Below are 16,405 nucleotides of genomic sequence, written 5' to 3' on the forward strand. Positions count from 1 at the left end.
CGAGCGATATTAGCCAGAATGTCTTAGACTTGGGGACTGCCGATCCAATAAAAGAAGTTACTACATGCCCCACAAGACAATTCGCCAAGTTTTTACCTGGGTTTTTGCCCTACTTGCCTTTTTATTGGGCGCCCATACTGTCAACGCTGCTCCTAGCTGCAGCCCTCTACTATCCCAGACCTTCCCACGCCTACAGGATGAGGTACCTCAAAATCTTTGCCAATACCAAGGTAAGGTGGTTTTAGTTGTCAATACCGCTAGCTTTTGCGGATTCACAAGTCAATATGAAGGTCTAGAAAAGGTATACGCCAAATACAAAGATCGAGGCCTCGTCGTTTTAGGCTTTCCATCCAATGACTTTGGTCAACAAGAGCCAGGGAGCAATAAAGAGATTGCGGACTTTTGTAAAAATACTTATGACGTGAAGTTTCCGATGTTTTCAAAAAGCTCCGTCTCAGGAAGCAATCCGAACCCACTCTTCAAAATGTTGATTGCTAAAACTGGCACAACGCCAAAATGGAATTTCTACAAATATTTAATTGATCGAAATGGCAATGTAGTTGATTCCTATGGCAGCATGACCAAGCCGACAAGTAGCAGTATCACTGCCGAGATTGAAAAACTCTTAGGAGAAAAATCTCCGTGATTAAAAAAAGAATTGCCATTATTGGCGCTGGTATCTCGGGCCTTGGGTGTGCTTATGCTCTAAGGCAGCATCCTGAATTTGATCTGACCTTATATGAGGCTGGTAATCATATCGGCGGACATAGCAATACAGTCGACTTCAAGTGCAATATTAATGGTGAAGAAATCACTCATGGTGTTGATACTGGTTTCTTAGTGTTCAATCGCAAAACCTATCCACGTTTAGTTCGCCTCTTTGAAGAAATTCAAGCGCCGGTAGCGCCCTCTGAAATGTCTTTTTCTGTATCAATTGATGCATCCGATAAAAAACACCCACATCAAAACATTGAATGGGCAGGCAATGACCTGAACTCTTTCTTTGGACAACGTTCAAATCTTTTATCTCCCTCATTCTGGAGAATGGCTTATGACATCTTGCGCTTTAATCGCCTAGCCTCCAAGCTAGCTCATGAGCAAATTGAGGCAGGCCATCTTTATAAAGAGCCCGATGAAACTATTGCCAAGTTTTTAGATCGCAATCGATTTAGCCAAAGCTTTAGAGAAAATTATTTTCTACCAATGATTGGTGCAATCTGGTCATGCTCCGTTAGGCAGATGCTCGAGTTTCCGATTCAAACGATGGTACGCTTCTGTCATAACCATGGTTTGCTACAAATTCAGAACCGGCCGCAGTGGTTGACCATTCAAGGTGGCTCTCGAGAATATGTAAAGCGGATTGTTGCCGCTCTGGAGGCCTCTAAAGTCAAGATTGTTCGCGAGGCTGTTGTGCGCATCAATGTAAAGCAAGATAGTGCTTCTCGAATTGAAGTGCTTAGTCAATCTGGATCTGTGTTTTTTGATGAAGTTGTAATGGCTTGCCACAGCGATCAAGCACTTGATCTCGTGCATGGCATCGATCAGCAGGCCAGAAATATTTTGGCAGCGATTCCTTACCAAAAAAATCGTGCCATTCTTCACACCGACGAACGCTTTCTACCTGAGACAAAGCGTTGTTGGGCCGCTTGGAATTACACCGCTAAATCCGGCATGAACATCACATCAAAACAGCATGTGAGTGTGAACTACCTCATTAATCGCCTACAACCACTACCTGCACAGCTAAAAGACACTCCAATTATTGTCAGCCTGAACCCTGCATCAGAGCCGGACCCAAAACTGGTTCATCAAGAAATTCATTATTCGCATCCAGTATTTGATATGAGCGCCATTCAAGCTCAAAAAGAGTTGCCGCTCATTCAAGGTACATCATCGATCTGGTATTGCGGAGCCTGGACTGGTTTTGGCTTTCATGAAGACGGCTTGCGGTCGGGCGAATTAGTAGCAGAAGCTCTAATAGAGGGCATTCATTTGCCTCAGGTTGCCCATCCCAAGCAAGATGCCCAATAAATGAATCAGCCAAAGATTAACTTTGGAGTTGTCAAACATCAGCGGCTCAGACCTGCTAAGAATGCCTTTGGATACGGTGTTTTTACACTGTCGATACCGATGCGGGCCAGAAAGCACAGGCCGGATCTCCTAAGTCAATATGGGCTTAATGACAATCGTTTAGGATTATTTTCATTCTTTGATAAAGACCATGGTTTAGGACAAACAGATAGTCTGCAGTGGATTGAAAATATTCTGCAAGAAAACCAAATCCAGAATGTTGATGGAGAAATTTGGTTACAAACATTTCCCAGAGTTTTAGGTTATGTATTTAATCCGGTCAGTTTTTGGGTATGCACACGTGCAAACGGCCAAGTGCAAGCTGTATTAGCAGAAGTGAATAATACCTTTGGCGAGCGACACTGCTATCTATTGCATAAAAATTCTGGCGAGGTGTTGCGCTCTGGTGAAACCCTTAATAGCCAAAAAGTTTTCTATGTTTCACCATTTTGTGAAGTACGTGGTAACTACCATTTTCGCTTTCTATTCCCCCAAGATAGCAGTAGCGGACAAAACTCTGTTTATCGAATTGAGCTCCACGAGGATGGCCTACCACTGATTAATACTAGTATTAGCGGTAGTAGCCGCCCCTTGAGTCAATCCACGCTTTGGCTGGCGTTTTTGCGTTACCCACTCATGAGCCTTGGGGTAATCTTCCGAATTCATTGGCAAGCATTGAAATTGTGGGCAAAAGGTGTACCCTTTCACTCAAAGCCTAATCCACCGGAATTTGAAGTTAGCAAATGAATCGTCCAGGACAATCCTTACTCTCGCGCCTTAATTTTGGAAGGCCACAAAGCCGTACCCAAGCGCGTAAATCTCGACTAGGTACAGAGACACTATTAAGTCTCTTATCCCAACTCAGCAGCGGCCACCTCAAAATGACCTTGCCTGACGGAAATATCAGAGAGTTCGGCAATAAATCAGATCCATTGCATGCCGAGATTCAAGTTTTGGATTGGTCTGTATTCAAGCAAGTACTGTCTCACGGAGATATTGGCTTTGCTGAAAGCTATATCCGCGGAGAGTGGGACACTCCAGACTTGAAAGCTATTCTTGAGCTTGCGATTCGCAACCGTACGATTCTAGAAAAAGCAATTTATGGAAGTTGGTATGGCTCCGTTCTTTACCGCATCAGACATTGGTTACGTGATAACAGCAAAAATGGTAGCCGCAAGAATATTCATGCCCACTATGACTTAGGCAATGCTTTTTACACCTTGTGGCTAGACCCCACTATGAGTTATTCCAGCGCCTGGTTTTCAGAGGGTGAAAAACAATCTCTTGCTGATGCACAACGCGCCAAAATTAGACGCATTCTCCAATCGCTCGATACCAAGCCTGGTGATCATGTATTAGAAATTGGTTGTGGTTGGGGTGGCGTTATGGAAGAAGCTCTACGAAGCAATATTGCCATTACCGGACTGACTCTTTCAACCGAGCAAAAAATATTTGCTGAAGATAGGCTACAAAAGATTGAATTGCAAACTGGGAAAACCAAGTCTTTTGAAGTCCGGCTACAGGACTATCGGGATTGCCAAGAACAATTTGAGGGTATTGCCTCCGTAGAAATGTTTGAAGCAGTTGGTGAAAAGCACTGGCCAGAATATTTTCAAACTATTGCTAAATGCCTTAAGACTGGTGGTAAAGCTTGTATTCAAACTATTGTGATTACTGAAGAGCTCTTTGAGCGTTACCGCCACAATACTGATTTTATTCAGCAGTATGTCTTTCCTGGAGGAATGCTACCCTCACGGACTAGCTTTAAGGAAAGCGCTGCTAAGGCTGGACTGCAGATTGAGGGTGAATTTGCTTTTGGGGCTGACTACGCTAAAACACTTTGCCTTTGGAGAGATAATTTCAATCAAAAGCTTCATGAAGTTCATGGTTTAGGTTTTGATGAAGCCTTTGTTCGTCTCTGGAATTTCTATCTCATGTATTGTGCCACTGGATTTGCAGAGCGCAATATTGATGTTGTGCAATTTACGCTGAGTCATCAATCTGTCAATACCTCATCGGACGCTCTGAGCGCATGAAGCAAAAAGGTATTCCAAATTTTTCCGGACAACGTGTCTGGATCATTGGTGCATCCAGCGGAATTGGTGAAGCCTGTGCTCAAGCGCTGATCAAAGTTGGAGCAAAAGTAGCTCTCTCTAGCCGAAGAGTTGGGCGCTTAAATACTTTAGCAGCCCTCGGGAACACAGAGCAATCACTTGTGTTGCCTTTAGATGTGACTGATGATGGTCAACTGAAGAATGGCTATCAATCAATTCTAGGCACATGGGGCGGGGTTGATTTACTGCTGTTTGTATCTGGCGTTTATGTACCACTACGTGCAGACAACTTTGACATGGATGCCGCAGAACAAACTATCGATGCAAACCTTTTAGGCCCCATGAGGGCTGTTGCGCTCGTACTTCCTGAGATGCTCAAGGCACATGCTGGTCATATCGCCATTGTCGGTAGCGTTGCAGGCTATAGCGGGCTTCCTAAGGCCTTGGCATATGGGCCAAGCAAGGCAGCCATTATCAATTTCTGCGAGACGCTCTACTATGACCTGCTTCCTCAGGGTGTTAGCGTCCATATGATTTCTCCAGGCTTTGTGGCTACCGAAGCAACTGCTCAAAATGATTTTGAAATGCCCGCCTTAATTAGCGCACAAGAAGCTGCTACTGAGATTCTAAGTGGCATTGAAAAAGGAGAGTTTGATATTCATTTCCCCAAGAGATTTTCGAGATTCTTAAAATTTCTCAGAATCCTACCTTATCCAATCTACTTCTGGATTGTGCGCCGCTTCGTCAAAATCTAAGAAACGGCTTGTAAAGCAATTACTGTTTGTATTTATCTTTACGAATTTTTTCTTCAAGATGATCCATGACTGCTATTGCTTTAGCTTTTGTCCCAGCGATTGAAGGAGAAGTTACGTACTTACCTTGCATCACAATTGTTGGTACGCCATCAATACGATAAGCCTCTGTCAATTGCTTTGCTGTACGCGCCTTAGAAACCACAGCGAAAGAGCGATAGGTCGCCAAGAAGGTATTACGATCAATGCCTTGGGACGCAACCCAATCTGCGATCTCTGACTCAGTCAATAAGCGTTTGTTCTCTTTATGCATGGCATACATGACTTTTTCGTTGAGGGCGTCACCCTTACCCAGCGCCTCAAGTGCATAGAACAATTGACTATGTGGCATGAAGTCATCACGAAATGCGACTGGGACTCTGCGGAAAACGACATCCTTGGGCTGACGTTTTACCCAGCTCATCAGCTCTGGTTCAAAGTCATAGCAATGCGGGCATCCGTACCAAAAGAACTCAATAGCTTCTACCTTACCTTTAGACTCTAGGGGCTGAGCAATCGGAAGAATGCGGTAATCAAATCCTTCCTCAATCTTTTGGCCTTGTGCAACAACAATTCCACTGAGGCAAACCAATGCTAGAAATGTAAATAGTCCTTTAGTAATTGAGATCATGATTTACTTGATTTAATCAGGGTTGGTTTAATCCCCATAGTATTTAACTTATCGCGAAGAGGATTGGCCTCTTCAGGGCTGTTATAGGGGCCAATACGAACACGCCACAAGGTATTTCCGTCGGCAGTAACTTCACTTAATTGCGCCTGAATGCCTTGGATTGCTAAATTTGCTTTTTGTGCATCTGCATCAGCACGCTTTATGAATGCTCCTGCCTGCAGAAAATAAACGGCATCTGTTTTTGGGGCAGGTGTAATTTCAGCTGGCTTCTTACCATTTGCCAAATCTGTAATCGGATCAGATGTTGCAGCAGAGGGAGACTTGCCTTGTAAGGGCTTATTCAAATCTAATTGCTCAACGGGAGCGGCAGACTCACCTTCAGCAGGCGCGCTAAAAGGCTTGATGGTTAAAGGTAAATTGGGCGCGCGAACTCCAGGCTTCTCTTGGGGGGTATTTTTAGAAAGGTAAAAAGCGATTGCAAAGGCAATGCCTAGGCCCGCCCCTAAGCCCAATACAAAACCTAAGATAGTTCCGCCGTATTGGGCGCTCTTCTGGTCAGTCTTGATAAAGCCAGTTTGTTGATTCGGTTTTTTCATGATTGCCTCATCTTACCTTTTCACTTCATACCCTGCTATTACATCTTAGCGGGTGCAGATACCCCTAATACTTTTAAACCATTTTGCAGCACTTGGCGAGTGGCCAATAGCAACGCCAGGCGAGCCGCCTTGAGGTTTTGATCATCCACCAGCACCCGGTCTGCGTTATAGAAGGTATGAAAATCCCCCGCAAGGTCTCGTAAGTAGAAGGCGAGGGTATGGGGGGCCAATTCAGCCGCAGCCTCGGTCAATAGCTCAGGGTACTCAGCCAAACGACGCAATAAATGGTCTGAAGCTTTACTTTGTAATAAAGATAAATCAGCAGAGGCTAAATCAGAAATTTGACCGCCCCACTGCTGCAAGATCGAGTTGATACGCGCATGAGCGTACTGAACATAAAACACCGGATTCTCATCATTTTGCTGCAGGGCGAGATCAACGTCAAAAACGAATTCAGTATCCGCTTTACGGGAGATCAAGAAAAAGCGTACTGCATCACGACCACGCTGCAAGGCGAGTTCTCCTTCTTCGGGAGTCATCTCTGGAGTAATCCCACCAGACCACTCAACCAAATCACGTACGGTGACATAAGAGCCCGCACGTTTAGAAATCTTGACCTCCTCACCATGACGCATAACGGTCACCATCTTATGCAGAACATACTCTGGGTAAGTCTTTGGAATATCCCACCCTCGCTTTTGTGCTACACCCTGCAAGCCAGAGCGGACGCGGGCTATCGTGCCATGGTGGTCGCTACCCTGTACGTTAATGACTTTATGGAAACCCCGATTCCACTTGCTGGTGTGATACGCCACATCAGGAACAAAGTAAGTAAAGCTACCATCAGACTTACGCATCACACGATCTTTATCATCGCCATCGTCGGTAGTTTTCAACCATAATGCGCCTTCAGATTCATAGGTCTTACCAATGCCTTGTAAATCGCTCACAATTTGCGCAACACTGCCATCGGTATACAAAGAAGATTCTAAGTAGTAGCAATCAAATTGAACACCGAAGGTTTTTAAATCAATGTCTTGCTCGTTACGCAAGTAAGCAACTGCAAATTGACGAATCGCCTCAAGATCATCTTGATATTTTGGGGAAGCCTTAAAAGCAGCTGCAATCTCGGCAATGTATTCACCGTTATAAGCCTGCTCTGGCCAGGTAGTATCACCGGGCTTTAAGCCATTTAAGCGAGCCTGAACTGATAAAGCTAAATTAGCAATTTGCACACCAGCATCGTTGTAATAAAACTCACGATGTACTTTGACTCCTTGGGTGGCCAATAAATTTGCTAGCGCATCACCAAGAGCAGCTTGCCTGCCATGGCCTACATGCAATGGGCCAGTAGGATTTGCTGAAACAAACTCAATCATGGCACTTGTCATTGGGGTCTGCTCTTTTGGCAGCTCGCCAAAATGAACGCCTTCAGCAAGAATCTCATTGACTACCGCTGTTTTGGCGGCATTGCTTAAACGGAAATTAATAAATCCAGGGCCAGCAATCTCACAAGAAGCGATGAGCTTTTCATAGTCCGACTCTTTTTGTAGACGATCAACCAGGGACTGGGCCAGCTCTCTAGGGTTAAGCTTCCAGGCCTTAGACAGCTGGAGTGCGATATTGCAGGCAACATCACCGTGATCTACGGCCTTAGGACGCTCTAAGCGTGGTGCAGGAGGCTTGTCTAAGCCCAGCTCCTCTGCAAGGCTCCCAAGGGCACTGCTCAGCATCTCAATTAAACGATTTTTATTGGTCGACAACATAGAAGAGTGAGTTTATCAGGTGGTAAGCTATCAAAATGATCTATCAATTTCGCTCAAAGGCTGGTCCAGATGTCATTATGCTGGCGGATCTCACTAAGCGAATCTTTGATATTTTTGCTCGTCCGCTCGAACCGCGTGGAATCCTCACAGTTGAGCAACTTCCCAAGCTGATTACAACCCTGGAAACTGCCATCCTCAATGATCTTGAGGAGCGCTCTAAGTCGCAAAGAGCGGATGGAGGAGAAAACCTCAAACTCGCTGATCGTCTTGGACAAAGAGCCTACCCATTTCTAGAGCTCATGAAGCAGGCCAGCGCTAAAGACGAACCCGTAATGTGGGGTGTTTAGTCGATTAGACTCGCCAGTTGGCGACGGGCATCTTCGACAGACTGGCCACGACGTTTCGCTAAGTCCTCAAGCTGATCAGTGGAAATTTTTCCAACATTGAAATAACGCGCATCTGGGTGAGCAAGATAAAAACCACTCACACTAGAGGCTGGGTTCATCGCCATCGACTCAGTCAAAGTCATACCAATATCTTCAGAGCCAATCACTCTCAGTAAGTCTGCTTTGACTTCATGCGCTGGGCAAGCAGGGTAGCCAGGGGCAGGACGAATACCGCGATACTGCTCATCGATCATTTGATCATTTGTCAAAATCTCATCTGTAGCATAGCCCCACAAGTCAGTACGCACCCGGTGGTGCATGAGCTCGGCAAATGCTTCTGCTAATCGATCAGCCAAAGCCTTCAGCATAATCGCACTGTAGTCATCATTCTTTGCCTGAAACTCGGCAACTTTCTTTTCTACGCCATGGCCGGTTGTTACTGCAAAACAACCAAGATAGTCAGCGACACCAGAATCTTTGGGAGCGACGTAATCCGCTAAGCAACGATTTGGTCTACGTACACCATCAATGATTGGGCGCTCAGCCTGTTGACGCAAGTTATGCCATACAAATAGCGGATGCTCACGGGCCTCATCGCTATACAAAACAATATCGTCACCCATCGTATTGGCTGGATAGAAGGCCACTACTGCATCAGCCTGCAACCACTGGCCCTTGATCAATTTATCGAGTAATGCCTTAGCGTCTTCGAACACCTTCCGCGCCTCAACACCTACAACCTCATCATCTAGGATGGCTGGGAATTTACCTGCTAGATCCCAGGTCTGAAAGAACGGTGTCCAATCAATATATTTAGCAATCTCACTCATTGCAAAGTTTTTAAATACTCGGCGCCCAATAAATTTAGGCTTTTCTGGAGTATAGGAAGACCAATCAATCAGCTCACGATTTTTTCGGGCCGCTTCCAATGAAATAGTGGGTGCTGCTTTCTTATTAGCATGCTGCTCGCGAATACGCACATAGTCATCCCGTAAGTCTTGAATGAATTTCTTCGCACTCTCATCAGAGAGCAAGCTGGAGGCAACAGATACTGAGCGAGATGCATCTGGTACATAAACTACAGGCCCATCGTAATGGGGGGCAATCTTTACAGCAGTATGCACACGTGAGGTTGTAGCGCCGCCAATCATCAATGGAATTTGACGCTCACGGAAATAATCATCACGCTGCATCTCTTGAGCAACATAAGTCATTTCCTCAAGTGACGGCGTAATCAATCCTGAAAGTCCAACAATGTCGGCATTCTCTTCTTTGGCGCGCTTCAGAATCTCGGCACAAGGAACCATCACACCCATGTTGGCGACTTCAAAGTTATTGCATTGCAAGACGACAGTGACAATATTTTTACCAATATCGTGCACATCGCCTTTTACTGTCGCCATCACGATCTTACCTTTAGCTTTGGCTTCACCACCACCAGCAATGTGTAGGCGCTTCTCTTCTTCAATATAAGGAATCAAAATTGCAACTGCTTGCTTCATTACGCGCGCACTTTTAACCACTTGAGGCAAAAACATTTTGCCCTCACCAAACAAATCGCCGACGACATTCATGCCATCCATTAGCGGACCTTCAATCACTTCAATTGGTCTACCGCCCCCACCCATAATTTCAGCACGCAACTCTTCCGTATCCTCTTCAATGAAGGTAGTAATGCCATGGACAAGAGCATGCGTTAGACGACCACGCACTGGGTCTTCACGCCAAACCAAGTTTTCAACTTGTTTAGCGCCACCGCCTTTAAATTGATCGGCAATATCTAGCAAACGTTCTGTGGTCGTTTTGCCATCTTTTTCTTTAAAGCGATTGAGCACAACATCTTCAACGCGCTCACGCAACTCAGGATCTAAATCGGCATATACGCCTAATTGACCAGCATTCACAATACCCATATCCATGCCAGCTTGAATCGCGTGATACAAAAACACCGTATGAATAGCTTCACGAACACGATCGTTACCGCGGAAAGAGAAGCTCACATTCGAAACGCCGCCACTAACCTTAGCTCCTGGAAGATTTTCTTTAATCCAACGAGTAGCATCAATAAAGTCAACTGCGTAGTTATCGTGCTCTTCAATGCCAGTGGCAATTGCAAAAATATTAGGATCAAAAATAATATCTTCTGCAGGAAAGCCGATTTCATTCACTAAGATTTCATAACAACGCTGACAGATTTCTGTTTTACGCTTAAATGTGTCAGCTTGACCAACTTCATCAAAAGCCATCACTACAGAGGCGGCACCATAACGGCGAATTAAACGCGCCTGCTTTTTAAAGGGCTCTTCACCTTCTTTTAAGGAGATGGAATTGACGATTGGCTTACCCTGAATACACTTTAAGCCTGCCTCAATCACGCTCCATTTAGAGGAGTCAATCATGATTGGGACCCTGGCAATATCGGGTTCAGAAGCGATCAGATTTAGGAAGCGGGTCATTGCTGCCTCAGAATCGAGCATCGCCTCATCCATATTGATATCAATTACTTGTGCGCCATTCTCAACCTGCTGACGGGCAACTACAAGTGCCTCATCAAATTGATTATTGAGGATCATGCGAGAAAATGCTTTAGATCCTGTGACGTTAGTCCGCTCACCGATGTTCACAAAACGAACATCTGCAGTGACATTAAACGGCTCTAGACCAGAGAGCTTCATTGCTGGCATTACTTTTTTATCTGACTGACTCATGCTGCTACCACGGAATTTTCCCGATAGAAGGCTCGCGGCTTGCGCTTTGCTACTGCATTAGCAATAGCGCGAATATGATCAGGCGTAGTGCCGCAGCAACCACCAACCAAATTTACTAGCCCATCTTTAGCAAAACCATCAACCAAGCTTGAAGTAATGTCAGGTGTTTCATCAAAGCCGGTATCGCTCATCGGGTTTGGTAGACCGGCATTGGGATAACAAGAAATAGCTGCATCACAAATACGTGCGAGCTCTGCAATGTAAGGACGCATCAATGCAGCACCCAAGGCACAGTTCAAGCCAAATGTCAGCGGCTTGATATGGCGTAAGCTATTCCAAAATGCCTCAACAGTTTGGCCTGACAAAATCCGTCCAGAGGCATCAGTCACCGTTCCTGAAATCATTACCGGCAAACGCTCTCCAGTCTCCTCAAAGAATTCATCTAGTGCAAATAGCGCAGCCTTGGCATTAAGTGTGTCAAAAATGGTTTCAACCAAAAATAAATCTACGCCGCCTGCAAATAAGCCTTCAATCTGCTCACGATAAGAAGCTCGCAAAGTATCAAAGGAGACATTGCGCGCGCCCGGATCATTAACGTCCGGAGAAATACTTGCCGTTTTTGGTGTAGGTCCAATTGCGCCAGCGGCAAAACGGGGCTTATCAGATGTGCTGTATTTTTCACAGGCTGCGCGAGCAAGCTTTGCAGAGACTTCATTCATCTCACGTGCCAAGCCAGCCATTTTGTAATCTTCTTGAGCAACTGAAGTTGCGCCAAAAGTGTTTGTTTCAATGATGTCAGCGCCTGCATCCAAATACTGCTCATGAATCTTGCTAATAATTTGGGGTTGGGTCAAAACCAAGAGCTCGTTATTACCCTTGATATCTCCGGGATGCTCAGCAAAGCGGGTATTGCCAGGCAAACCACGGTAGTCGGCCTCAGTTAATTTGTATTGCTGGATCATGGTGCCCATGGCGCCATCCAAAATCAGGATGCGCTGCTTCAGCAGCTCAGGAAGCGCCTGACCACGGGTATAAGACTGTGAAATACCATTAAATTGCATTGATTAACCAGGATAAATCTCTAGAATCCCTTATTCTATTGGAAAAGCCACTTTTCATTTAACCCGGAGTAGGTATGTTTGGAACAATTCCAGAATTTAATCAAAGCCTTGAAATGTTTAAAACCATGTGGGGACAAGGTGCGACTGGTCAAGCTGGCCAATTTCCCTTCACTACAGATGCATCTAAGGCTGCTGGTGGGTTTGCCTCTGCTTTTCCAGGCCTAGACGTAGATGAACTAGAAAAGCGCATCAAAGACCTCAAAAGCGTTGAAAACTGGCTAAATCTCAACCTTAATATCCTTAAATCAACCATTCAAGGCTTGGAAGTACAGCACGCCACGATGATGGCCCTCAAGTCATTTGGAGATGCCGTATCTGCAGCGAGCACCGCAGGAGCTGAACCAAAAGAAGAGTCAAGCACTAAAGCAAGTAGCGTTAAAGCGAAACCACGGAAAACCGCAACACGCCGTCGTCGCAAAGCTGGCGATGCAACTTACCTCGACGAAGTAGGTAATTCAGATGGGCAATAGCCTCACCCATAGCAAAAGTTAGCTGATGAATATCTAGTTCACGCTTAAATAAAACCGGCACAATCTCTCTAGCATGTGCCGGTTTTTTACATGCACCCAGCGTGTCAGCCAAACGGTCATCATGATGGGCTTTTAATTGGGCAATGCGTGGCTTCATACCCGTAAACGGCTTACCGTGTGATGGCAATACCAAGGTATCGTCAGGTAAAGGTAAGTAATCATCTAGCGAAGCTAAATAAAGGCCTAATGGGTCGGCATCCGGGTCGGCGTCGAACACACTGACATTTGTTGAGATACGCGGCAAAAGCATGTCCCCAGAAATCAAGATGTCCAAGTCTTTGCAAAATAGCGATGCATGTTCAGGTGCGTGTCCATAACCCATGATGACTTGCCATTGATGCCCACCAATCAAAACATGTTCGCCATCAATGATGCGGCGATATTGGCGAGGCACACCCGGAACCATATTGCTGTAGTAATTAGAGCGGCCCCGAATTTTTTCTAAATCTTCTGGTGCAGTCAAACCATGCTTTTGAAAATGATCAGCGGATCCCCCACCACCAGCGCGAACTCCAATTGCAGCGCCGCCTTCTTTACAACTTAACCATTGAGCAGTTAAATAATCAGTCATCGAAATCCACAAAGGTACATGCCACTTATCACACAACCATTGAGATAAACCGACATGATCTGGATGCATATGCGTTACCAAAACTCTGAGAATAGGTAAGTTCTCTAGCTGGGTAGCAAAAATCTTCTCCCACGAAGCCCTAGTCTCATCATTCGCAATGCCACAATCCACAATCGTCCATCCCGAGACGCCAGCAATCTCATCACGTAAAAGCCAGAGATTAATGTGGTCTAAAGCAAATGGCAGCTTCATTCTGAGCCAGCGAACACCTGGTGCAACTTCAATAGTGCTGCCAAGCTCAGGAAGCGCCTCTCCTAATGGATAATGAAGAGCGCTTTCCGCTTTTGCCTGATGTTGAGTGGTCATAGTGTGAATTTTTCTTTCAAATTACTATAGCTTTAGGTTTATTTTGACAACTATCCCATCGCCTTGCATCAATTGGTGCGATATCAATCCCGAGAATGGTTTCTGTCACGGCTGCTATCGCACACTTGCTGAAATTGCAGATTGGTCTGATCTTTCTAATCCTGAAAAACTTGAGATTTGGTCAAAAATAAAAGCGCGCAAACCCCAAGCTGCAGAATAAATTCTGATCTCTCGCCTACCTGTTTACATCAACAATTAAACGACCGCGTACATTACCTGCCATCAACTCTTGCGCATACTTCAAAGACTCTTCTAAAGTAATCTCGTGAGAAATTTCATCTAAGGTTTTGAGATCAAGCAATTTACTTAATTGCTCATAGGCAGCAATCCGCTTGGCACGTGGCATAGTAACGCTATTAATGCCATATAAAGTTACGCCACGCAAAATAAATGGTGCAACACTGGATGGAAAGTCCATGCCTTGTGCAAGCCCGCAAGCAGCTACTGCACCATCGCTCTTAGTTTGCGCACAGGCATTAGCTAAGGTATGACTGCCAACGCTATCCACCACTGCAGCCCAGCGTTCTTTTGCTAAGGGTTTGCCTGGAGCAGATAAGGTGGCACGATCAATTACTTCAGCAGCACCCAGTTTCTTTAAATAATCTACTTCAGCCATTCGGCCAGTACTTGCAACAACAGCAAAGCCTAACTTGCTCAGCAGGGTGATAGCAAAACTGCCCACTCCACCTGCGGCACCAGTCACTAAGACCTCGCCATCACTCGGCTTGAGACCATGCTTTTGCAAAGCCATGACGCAGAGCATCGCTGTATAGCCGGCCGTACCAATTGCCAAGGCTTGCTTAGCTGTAAAACCCTTAGGCAATGGAATTAACCAATCCGCCTTTACTCTGGCCTGCTGCGCTAAACCACCCCAATGGCCTTCGCCTACTCCCCAGCCATTCAAGAGCACCATATCGCCCGCTTTAAAGTCTGAGCTAGTGCTTTCAATCACTTCGCCAGCAAAATCGATTCCAGGAACCATTGGGAAGCTTCTGACTACAGGCCCTTTACCAGTAATAGCTAGACCATCTTTGTAATTGAGGGTGGAGTACAGGACCTTAACCCGTACTTCCCCATCTGGCAGGCTAGCCTCATCTACCTGTCCCAGCTCAGCGCGATAGCCTTGTTCATCTTTATTTACCAATACAGCTCTAAACATGTCTCTTCCTTTTATAAGCGGGCATTTTCCCGCAATAAATCCCTAATAGGTTTATCCTAACGAGCATTGCTAATTATGGAGGCTTCCATGAAAAAAATTCTACTATTAACCGCGATTTCTGGCTTGATGCTGACTGGGTGCTATTCGACTCAAATAAGTATGTCTATGGGTAATATGCGCCTCATCACTTCTAGCGCCAATCCACAGGATGTCATGGACTTTGCAACAAAGGCTTGTAGAGGTGATTTTTATGAAGGCGCTAGCTTTCTTTCTAAGGCAAGTAACGAATATCGCTTTAAATGTGTGAAGGCTGAAGAAAACGAAATATTGATTCCCATCCCAGGGACAACGATCGCTCCTGTAGCTAAAGCACAAGCAAAGTAAGCAGAGTTTGATGGCCCCGTTTACCTCCCAAGAATTACGTCAAGGATTCGCATCATTTGCAACTGGGGTCACTGTGATTACCTGTCTTGATGAAAACCAAGCTCATCACGGCGTCACCATTAGCTCATTTAATACAGTTTCTCTCGAGCCGCCACTGATTCTGTGGAATCTTAAAAAGCATTCTCGATTAATGCCTTGGGTAGAAGCAGGCAAGAAACATCTCATCCATGTGCTAGAACGTTCTCAAGAAAATTTGGCGATGCACTTTGCCACCGTCAAACATGATCAATTTATTGGGATTGAGCACAAACTTGCTCAAAGTGGTTTAGCCCAAATTGAGCACTGCGTTGCTTACTATGAGTGCGAGACTGTCTCAGTATATGATGGCGGAGACCACAACATTATTCTTGCTAAGGTCATTAGCTTAAAAAATTATCCAGAAAAAGAGCCTCTCATTTTTGCTCGAAGCAAATTTGTTGGTCTTGATTTTGCAGAAATAAAAACTGCTTAAATAGCCTTTCAAGGAAATGCCATGATGCGTTTATGGGGTCGTAAAAGTTCAATCAATGTTCAAAAAGTACTGTGGTGTCTTGCTGAATTAGGGCTAAAAGAAGGCAAAGACTTTGAGCGGATTGACGCAGGGATGCAATTTGGCATAGTTCGCTCGCCAGAATTCTTACAACTAAACCCGAATGGCTTGGTGCCTACCCTTGAGGATGGTGATCTCGTACTTTGGGAATCCAATACCATCATGCGCTACTTGGCTTCACAGTACGATAAAAACAAACGCTTCCCAACGGGCATTGCCTCTCAGTTCAGCTCTGAAAAGTGGATGGATTGGCAAGTTGGCACTCTTTGGCCAGCTCTTCGTCCCACCTTTATTGGCCTTACTCGAGTTCCAGAGGCTGAGCAAGATCATGTTGGCATTCAAAAAGCGTATCAAGATACCAACCAATTGTTTGGCTCGCTTAATCAAGCACTAGAGTCTCAAGCATATTGCTCAGGAGAACGATTTCATATCGGCGATATTGTCCTAGCCCTGTGTGTTCATCGTTGGATTTTGCTAAACGAGACTTTCCCGAAGCAAACTGGTGAACGCGCTAATCTCAAAAATATTAATCGCTGGCTAAAACAGCTAGAGGCCGAAACTTACTTTCAAGAGTTTGCGGAGAAAGAACTCAACATCATTAATAAGTGATATTGATTGGCAAT

General features: G+C 45.3%; 18 protein-coding genes. 11 read left to right on the forward strand and 7 right to left on the reverse strand.

All coding sequences use genetic code 11. The annotated features are described in order from the left end of the window. Window positions 1-64 precede the first annotated feature (64 nt). From CBI31_RS05865 to CBI31_RS05885, 5 genes are read left to right on the forward strand one after another with little or no spacing between them, the layout of a single operon-like run. Window positions 65-646, forward strand: a complete 582-nt coding sequence (locus CBI31_RS05865; protein WP_088525464.1) for a glutathione peroxidase — start codon at window positions 65-67, stop codon at window positions 644-646. Continuing rightward, the gene (locus tag CBI31_RS05870) at window positions 643-2,031 is read left to right on the forward strand and encodes an NAD(P)/FAD-dependent oxidoreductase (protein ID WP_088525465.1); all 1,389 of its coding nucleotides are present in this window, start codon (window positions 643-645) and stop codon (window positions 2,029-2,031) included. Before CBI31_RS05865 ends, CBI31_RS05870 begins: the two co-directional genes overlap by 4 nt. Further along, entirely contained in the window at window positions 2,032-2,817 is a 786-nt protein-coding gene (locus tag CBI31_RS05875) for a DUF1365 domain-containing protein (protein ID WP_088525466.1), read from the forward strand. Continuing rightward, window positions 2,814-4,106, forward strand: a complete 1,293-nt coding sequence (locus CBI31_RS05880; RefSeq protein ID WP_088525467.1) for an SAM-dependent methyltransferase — start codon at window positions 2,814-2,816, stop codon at window positions 4,104-4,106. Before CBI31_RS05875 ends, CBI31_RS05880 begins: the two co-directional genes overlap by 4 nt. Further along, entirely contained in the window at window positions 4,103-4,879 is a 777-nt protein-coding gene (locus CBI31_RS05885) for an SDR family NAD(P)-dependent oxidoreductase (RefSeq protein ID WP_088525468.1), read from the forward strand. The genes CBI31_RS05880 and CBI31_RS05885 overlap by 4 nt, the downstream gene beginning before the upstream one ends. A 19-nt stretch (window positions 4,880-4,898) precedes the next feature. On the opposite strand, the gene CBI31_RS05890 is transcribed toward CBI31_RS05885, so the two are convergent. The 3 genes from CBI31_RS05890 to argS are packed head-to-tail and all read right to left on the reverse strand — an operon-like array spanning window position 4,899 to window position 7,908. Further along, window positions 4,899-5,546, reverse strand: coding sequence for a thiol:disulfide interchange protein DsbA/DsbL (locus tag CBI31_RS05890; RefSeq protein ID WP_088525469.1), 648 nt, complete (start codon window positions 5,544-5,546; stop codon window positions 4,899-4,901). Beyond that, on the reverse strand, window positions 5,543-6,142 hold the full coding sequence (locus CBI31_RS05895; RefSeq protein ID WP_088525470.1) for an SPOR domain-containing protein: 600 nt from the start codon (window positions 6,140-6,142) through the stop codon (window positions 5,543-5,545). Before CBI31_RS05895 ends, CBI31_RS05890 begins: the two co-directional genes overlap by 4 nt. A 38-nt stretch (window positions 6,143-6,180) precedes the next feature. Next, window positions 6,181-7,908 carry an arginine--tRNA ligase gene (gene argS, locus CBI31_RS05900; protein WP_088525471.1) on the reverse strand — a complete coding sequence of 576 codons (1,728 nt, stop codon included), beginning with the start codon at window positions 7,906-7,908 and terminating at the stop codon, window positions 6,181-6,183. Between the two features lie 35 nt (window positions 7,909-7,943). Between argS and CBI31_RS05905 the strand changes: the two genes are divergently transcribed. After that, window positions 7,944-8,255 (forward strand): DUF1840 domain-containing protein, encoded by a 312-nt coding sequence (locus CBI31_RS05905; RefSeq protein ID WP_088525472.1) that lies wholly within the window; start codon window positions 7,944-7,946, stop codon window positions 8,253-8,255. Here the strand turns inward: CBI31_RS05905 and metH are convergent. Then, window positions 8,252-11,002: a methionine synthase gene (gene metH / locus CBI31_RS05910; protein WP_088525473.1), complete on the reverse strand. Its 2,751-nt coding sequence runs from the start codon at window positions 11,000-11,002 to the stop codon at window positions 8,252-8,254. The two genes, CBI31_RS05905 and metH, sit on opposite strands and share 4 nt — an antisense overlap. Beyond that, window positions 10,999-12,063 carry a homocysteine S-methyltransferase family protein gene (locus CBI31_RS05915; protein WP_088525474.1) on the reverse strand — a complete coding sequence of 355 codons (1,065 nt, stop codon included), beginning with the start codon at window positions 12,061-12,063 and terminating at the stop codon, window positions 10,999-11,001. Before CBI31_RS05915 ends, metH begins: the two co-directional genes overlap by 4 nt. A 74-nt stretch (window positions 12,064-12,137) precedes the next feature. Between CBI31_RS05915 and CBI31_RS05920 the strand changes: the two genes are divergently transcribed. After that, window positions 12,138-12,593 (forward strand): PhaM family polyhydroxyalkanoate granule multifunctional regulatory protein, encoded by a 456-nt coding sequence (locus tag CBI31_RS05920; protein ID WP_088525475.1) that lies wholly within the window; start codon window positions 12,138-12,140, stop codon window positions 12,591-12,593. Here CBI31_RS05920 and CBI31_RS05925 read toward each other — a convergent pair. Beyond that, window positions 12,499-13,590, reverse strand: a complete 1,092-nt coding sequence (locus CBI31_RS05925; RefSeq protein WP_088525476.1) for an MBL fold metallo-hydrolase — start codon at window positions 13,588-13,590, stop codon at window positions 12,499-12,501. The genes CBI31_RS05920 and CBI31_RS05925 overlap by 95 nt on opposite strands. A 43-nt stretch (window positions 13,591-13,633) precedes the next feature. Here CBI31_RS05925 and CBI31_RS05930 point away from each other — a divergent pair, with 43 nt between their 5' ends. After that, complete coding sequence (locus CBI31_RS05930) at window positions 13,634-13,810, forward strand: DUF1289 domain-containing protein (protein ID WP_088525477.1); 177 nt, start codon at window positions 13,634-13,636, stop codon at window positions 13,808-13,810. A gap of 15 nt (window positions 13,811-13,825) precedes the next feature. Here CBI31_RS05930 and acuI read toward each other — a convergent pair whose 3' ends face one another. Beyond that, on the reverse strand, window positions 13,826-14,809 hold the full coding sequence (acuI, locus tag CBI31_RS05935) for an acrylyl-CoA reductase (NADPH) (protein ID WP_088525478.1): 984 nt from the start codon (window positions 14,807-14,809) through the stop codon (window positions 13,826-13,828). 87 nt (window positions 14,810-14,896) lie between these two features. On the opposite strand from acuI, the gene CBI31_RS05940 reads away from it, so the two are divergent. Genes CBI31_RS05940 through CBI31_RS05950 form a run of 3 tightly spaced genes read left to right on the forward strand, consistent with a single transcriptional unit; the run spans window position 14,897 to window position 16,391 of the window. Next, window positions 14,897-15,193, forward strand: coding sequence for a hypothetical protein (locus CBI31_RS05940; RefSeq protein WP_088525479.1), 297 nt, complete (start codon window positions 14,897-14,899; stop codon window positions 15,191-15,193). Window positions 15,194-15,203: 10 nt separating this feature from the next. Beyond that, window positions 15,204-15,704: a flavin reductase family protein gene (locus CBI31_RS05945; protein WP_088525480.1), complete on the forward strand. Its 501-nt coding sequence runs from the start codon at window positions 15,204-15,206 to the stop codon at window positions 15,702-15,704. Window positions 15,705-15,725: 21 nt separating this feature from the next. After that, on the forward strand, window positions 15,726-16,391 hold the full coding sequence (locus tag CBI31_RS05950; RefSeq protein WP_088525481.1) for a glutathione S-transferase family protein: 666 nt from the start codon (window positions 15,726-15,728) through the stop codon (window positions 16,389-16,391). The last annotated feature ends 14 nt before the right edge of the window (window positions 16,392-16,405 follow it).

The sequence above is a fragment of the Polynucleobacter campilacus genome (assembly GCF_002206625.1).
GTDB classification, from domain to species: domain Bacteria; phylum Pseudomonadota; class Gammaproteobacteria; order Burkholderiales; family Burkholderiaceae; genus Polynucleobacter; species Polynucleobacter campilacus.

Coding starts and splice junctions, on each gene's coding strand:
- CBI31_RS05865 (WP_088525464.1), top strand. CDS start 65: ATGCCCCACAAGACAATTCGCCAAGTTTTTACCTGGGTTTTTGCCCTA.
- CBI31_RS05875 (WP_088525466.1), top strand. CDS start 2,032: ATGAATCAGCCAAAGATTAACTTTGGAGTTGTCAAACATCAGCGGCTC.
- CBI31_RS05880 (WP_088525467.1), top strand. CDS start 2,814: ATGAATCGTCCAGGACAATCCTTACTCTCGCGCCTTAATTTTGGAAGG.
- CBI31_RS05885 (WP_088525468.1), top strand. CDS start 4,103: ATGAAGCAAAAAGGTATTCCAAATTTTTCCGGACAACGTGTCTGGATC.
- CBI31_RS05890 (WP_088525469.1), bottom strand. CDS start 5,546: ATGATCTCAATTACTAAAGGACTATTTACATTTCTAGCATTGGTTTGC.
- CBI31_RS05895 (WP_088525470.1), bottom strand. CDS start 6,142: ATGAAAAAACCGAATCAACAAACTGGCTTTATCAAGACTGACCAGAAG.
- argS (WP_088525471.1), bottom strand. CDS start 7,908: ATGTTGTCGACCAATAAAAATCGTTTAATTGAGATGCTGAGCAGTGCC.
- CBI31_RS05905 (WP_088525472.1), top strand. CDS start 7,944: ATGATCTATCAATTTCGCTCAAAGGCTGGTCCAGATGTCATTATGCTG.
- metH (WP_088525473.1), bottom strand. CDS start 11,002: ATGAGTCAGTCAGATAAAAAAGTAATGCCAGCAATGAAGCTCTCTGGT.
- CBI31_RS05915 (WP_088525474.1), bottom strand. CDS start 12,063: ATGCAATTTAATGGTATTTCACAGTCTTATACCCGTGGTCAGGCGCTT.
- CBI31_RS05920 (WP_088525475.1), top strand. CDS start 12,138: ATGTTTGGAACAATTCCAGAATTTAATCAAAGCCTTGAAATGTTTAAA.
- CBI31_RS05925 (WP_088525476.1), bottom strand. CDS start 13,590: ATGACCACTCAACATCAGGCAAAAGCGGAAAGCGCTCTTCATTATCCA.
- acuI (WP_088525478.1), bottom strand. CDS start 14,809: ATGTTTAGAGCTGTATTGGTAAATAAAGATGAACAAGGCTATCGCGCT.
- CBI31_RS05940 (WP_088525479.1), top strand. CDS start 14,897: ATGAAAAAAATTCTACTATTAACCGCGATTTCTGGCTTGATGCTGACT.
- CBI31_RS05945 (WP_088525480.1), top strand. CDS start 15,204: ATGGCCCCGTTTACCTCCCAAGAATTACGTCAAGGATTCGCATCATTT.
- CBI31_RS05950 (WP_088525481.1), top strand. CDS start 15,726: ATGATGCGTTTATGGGGTCGTAAAAGTTCAATCAATGTTCAAAAAGTA.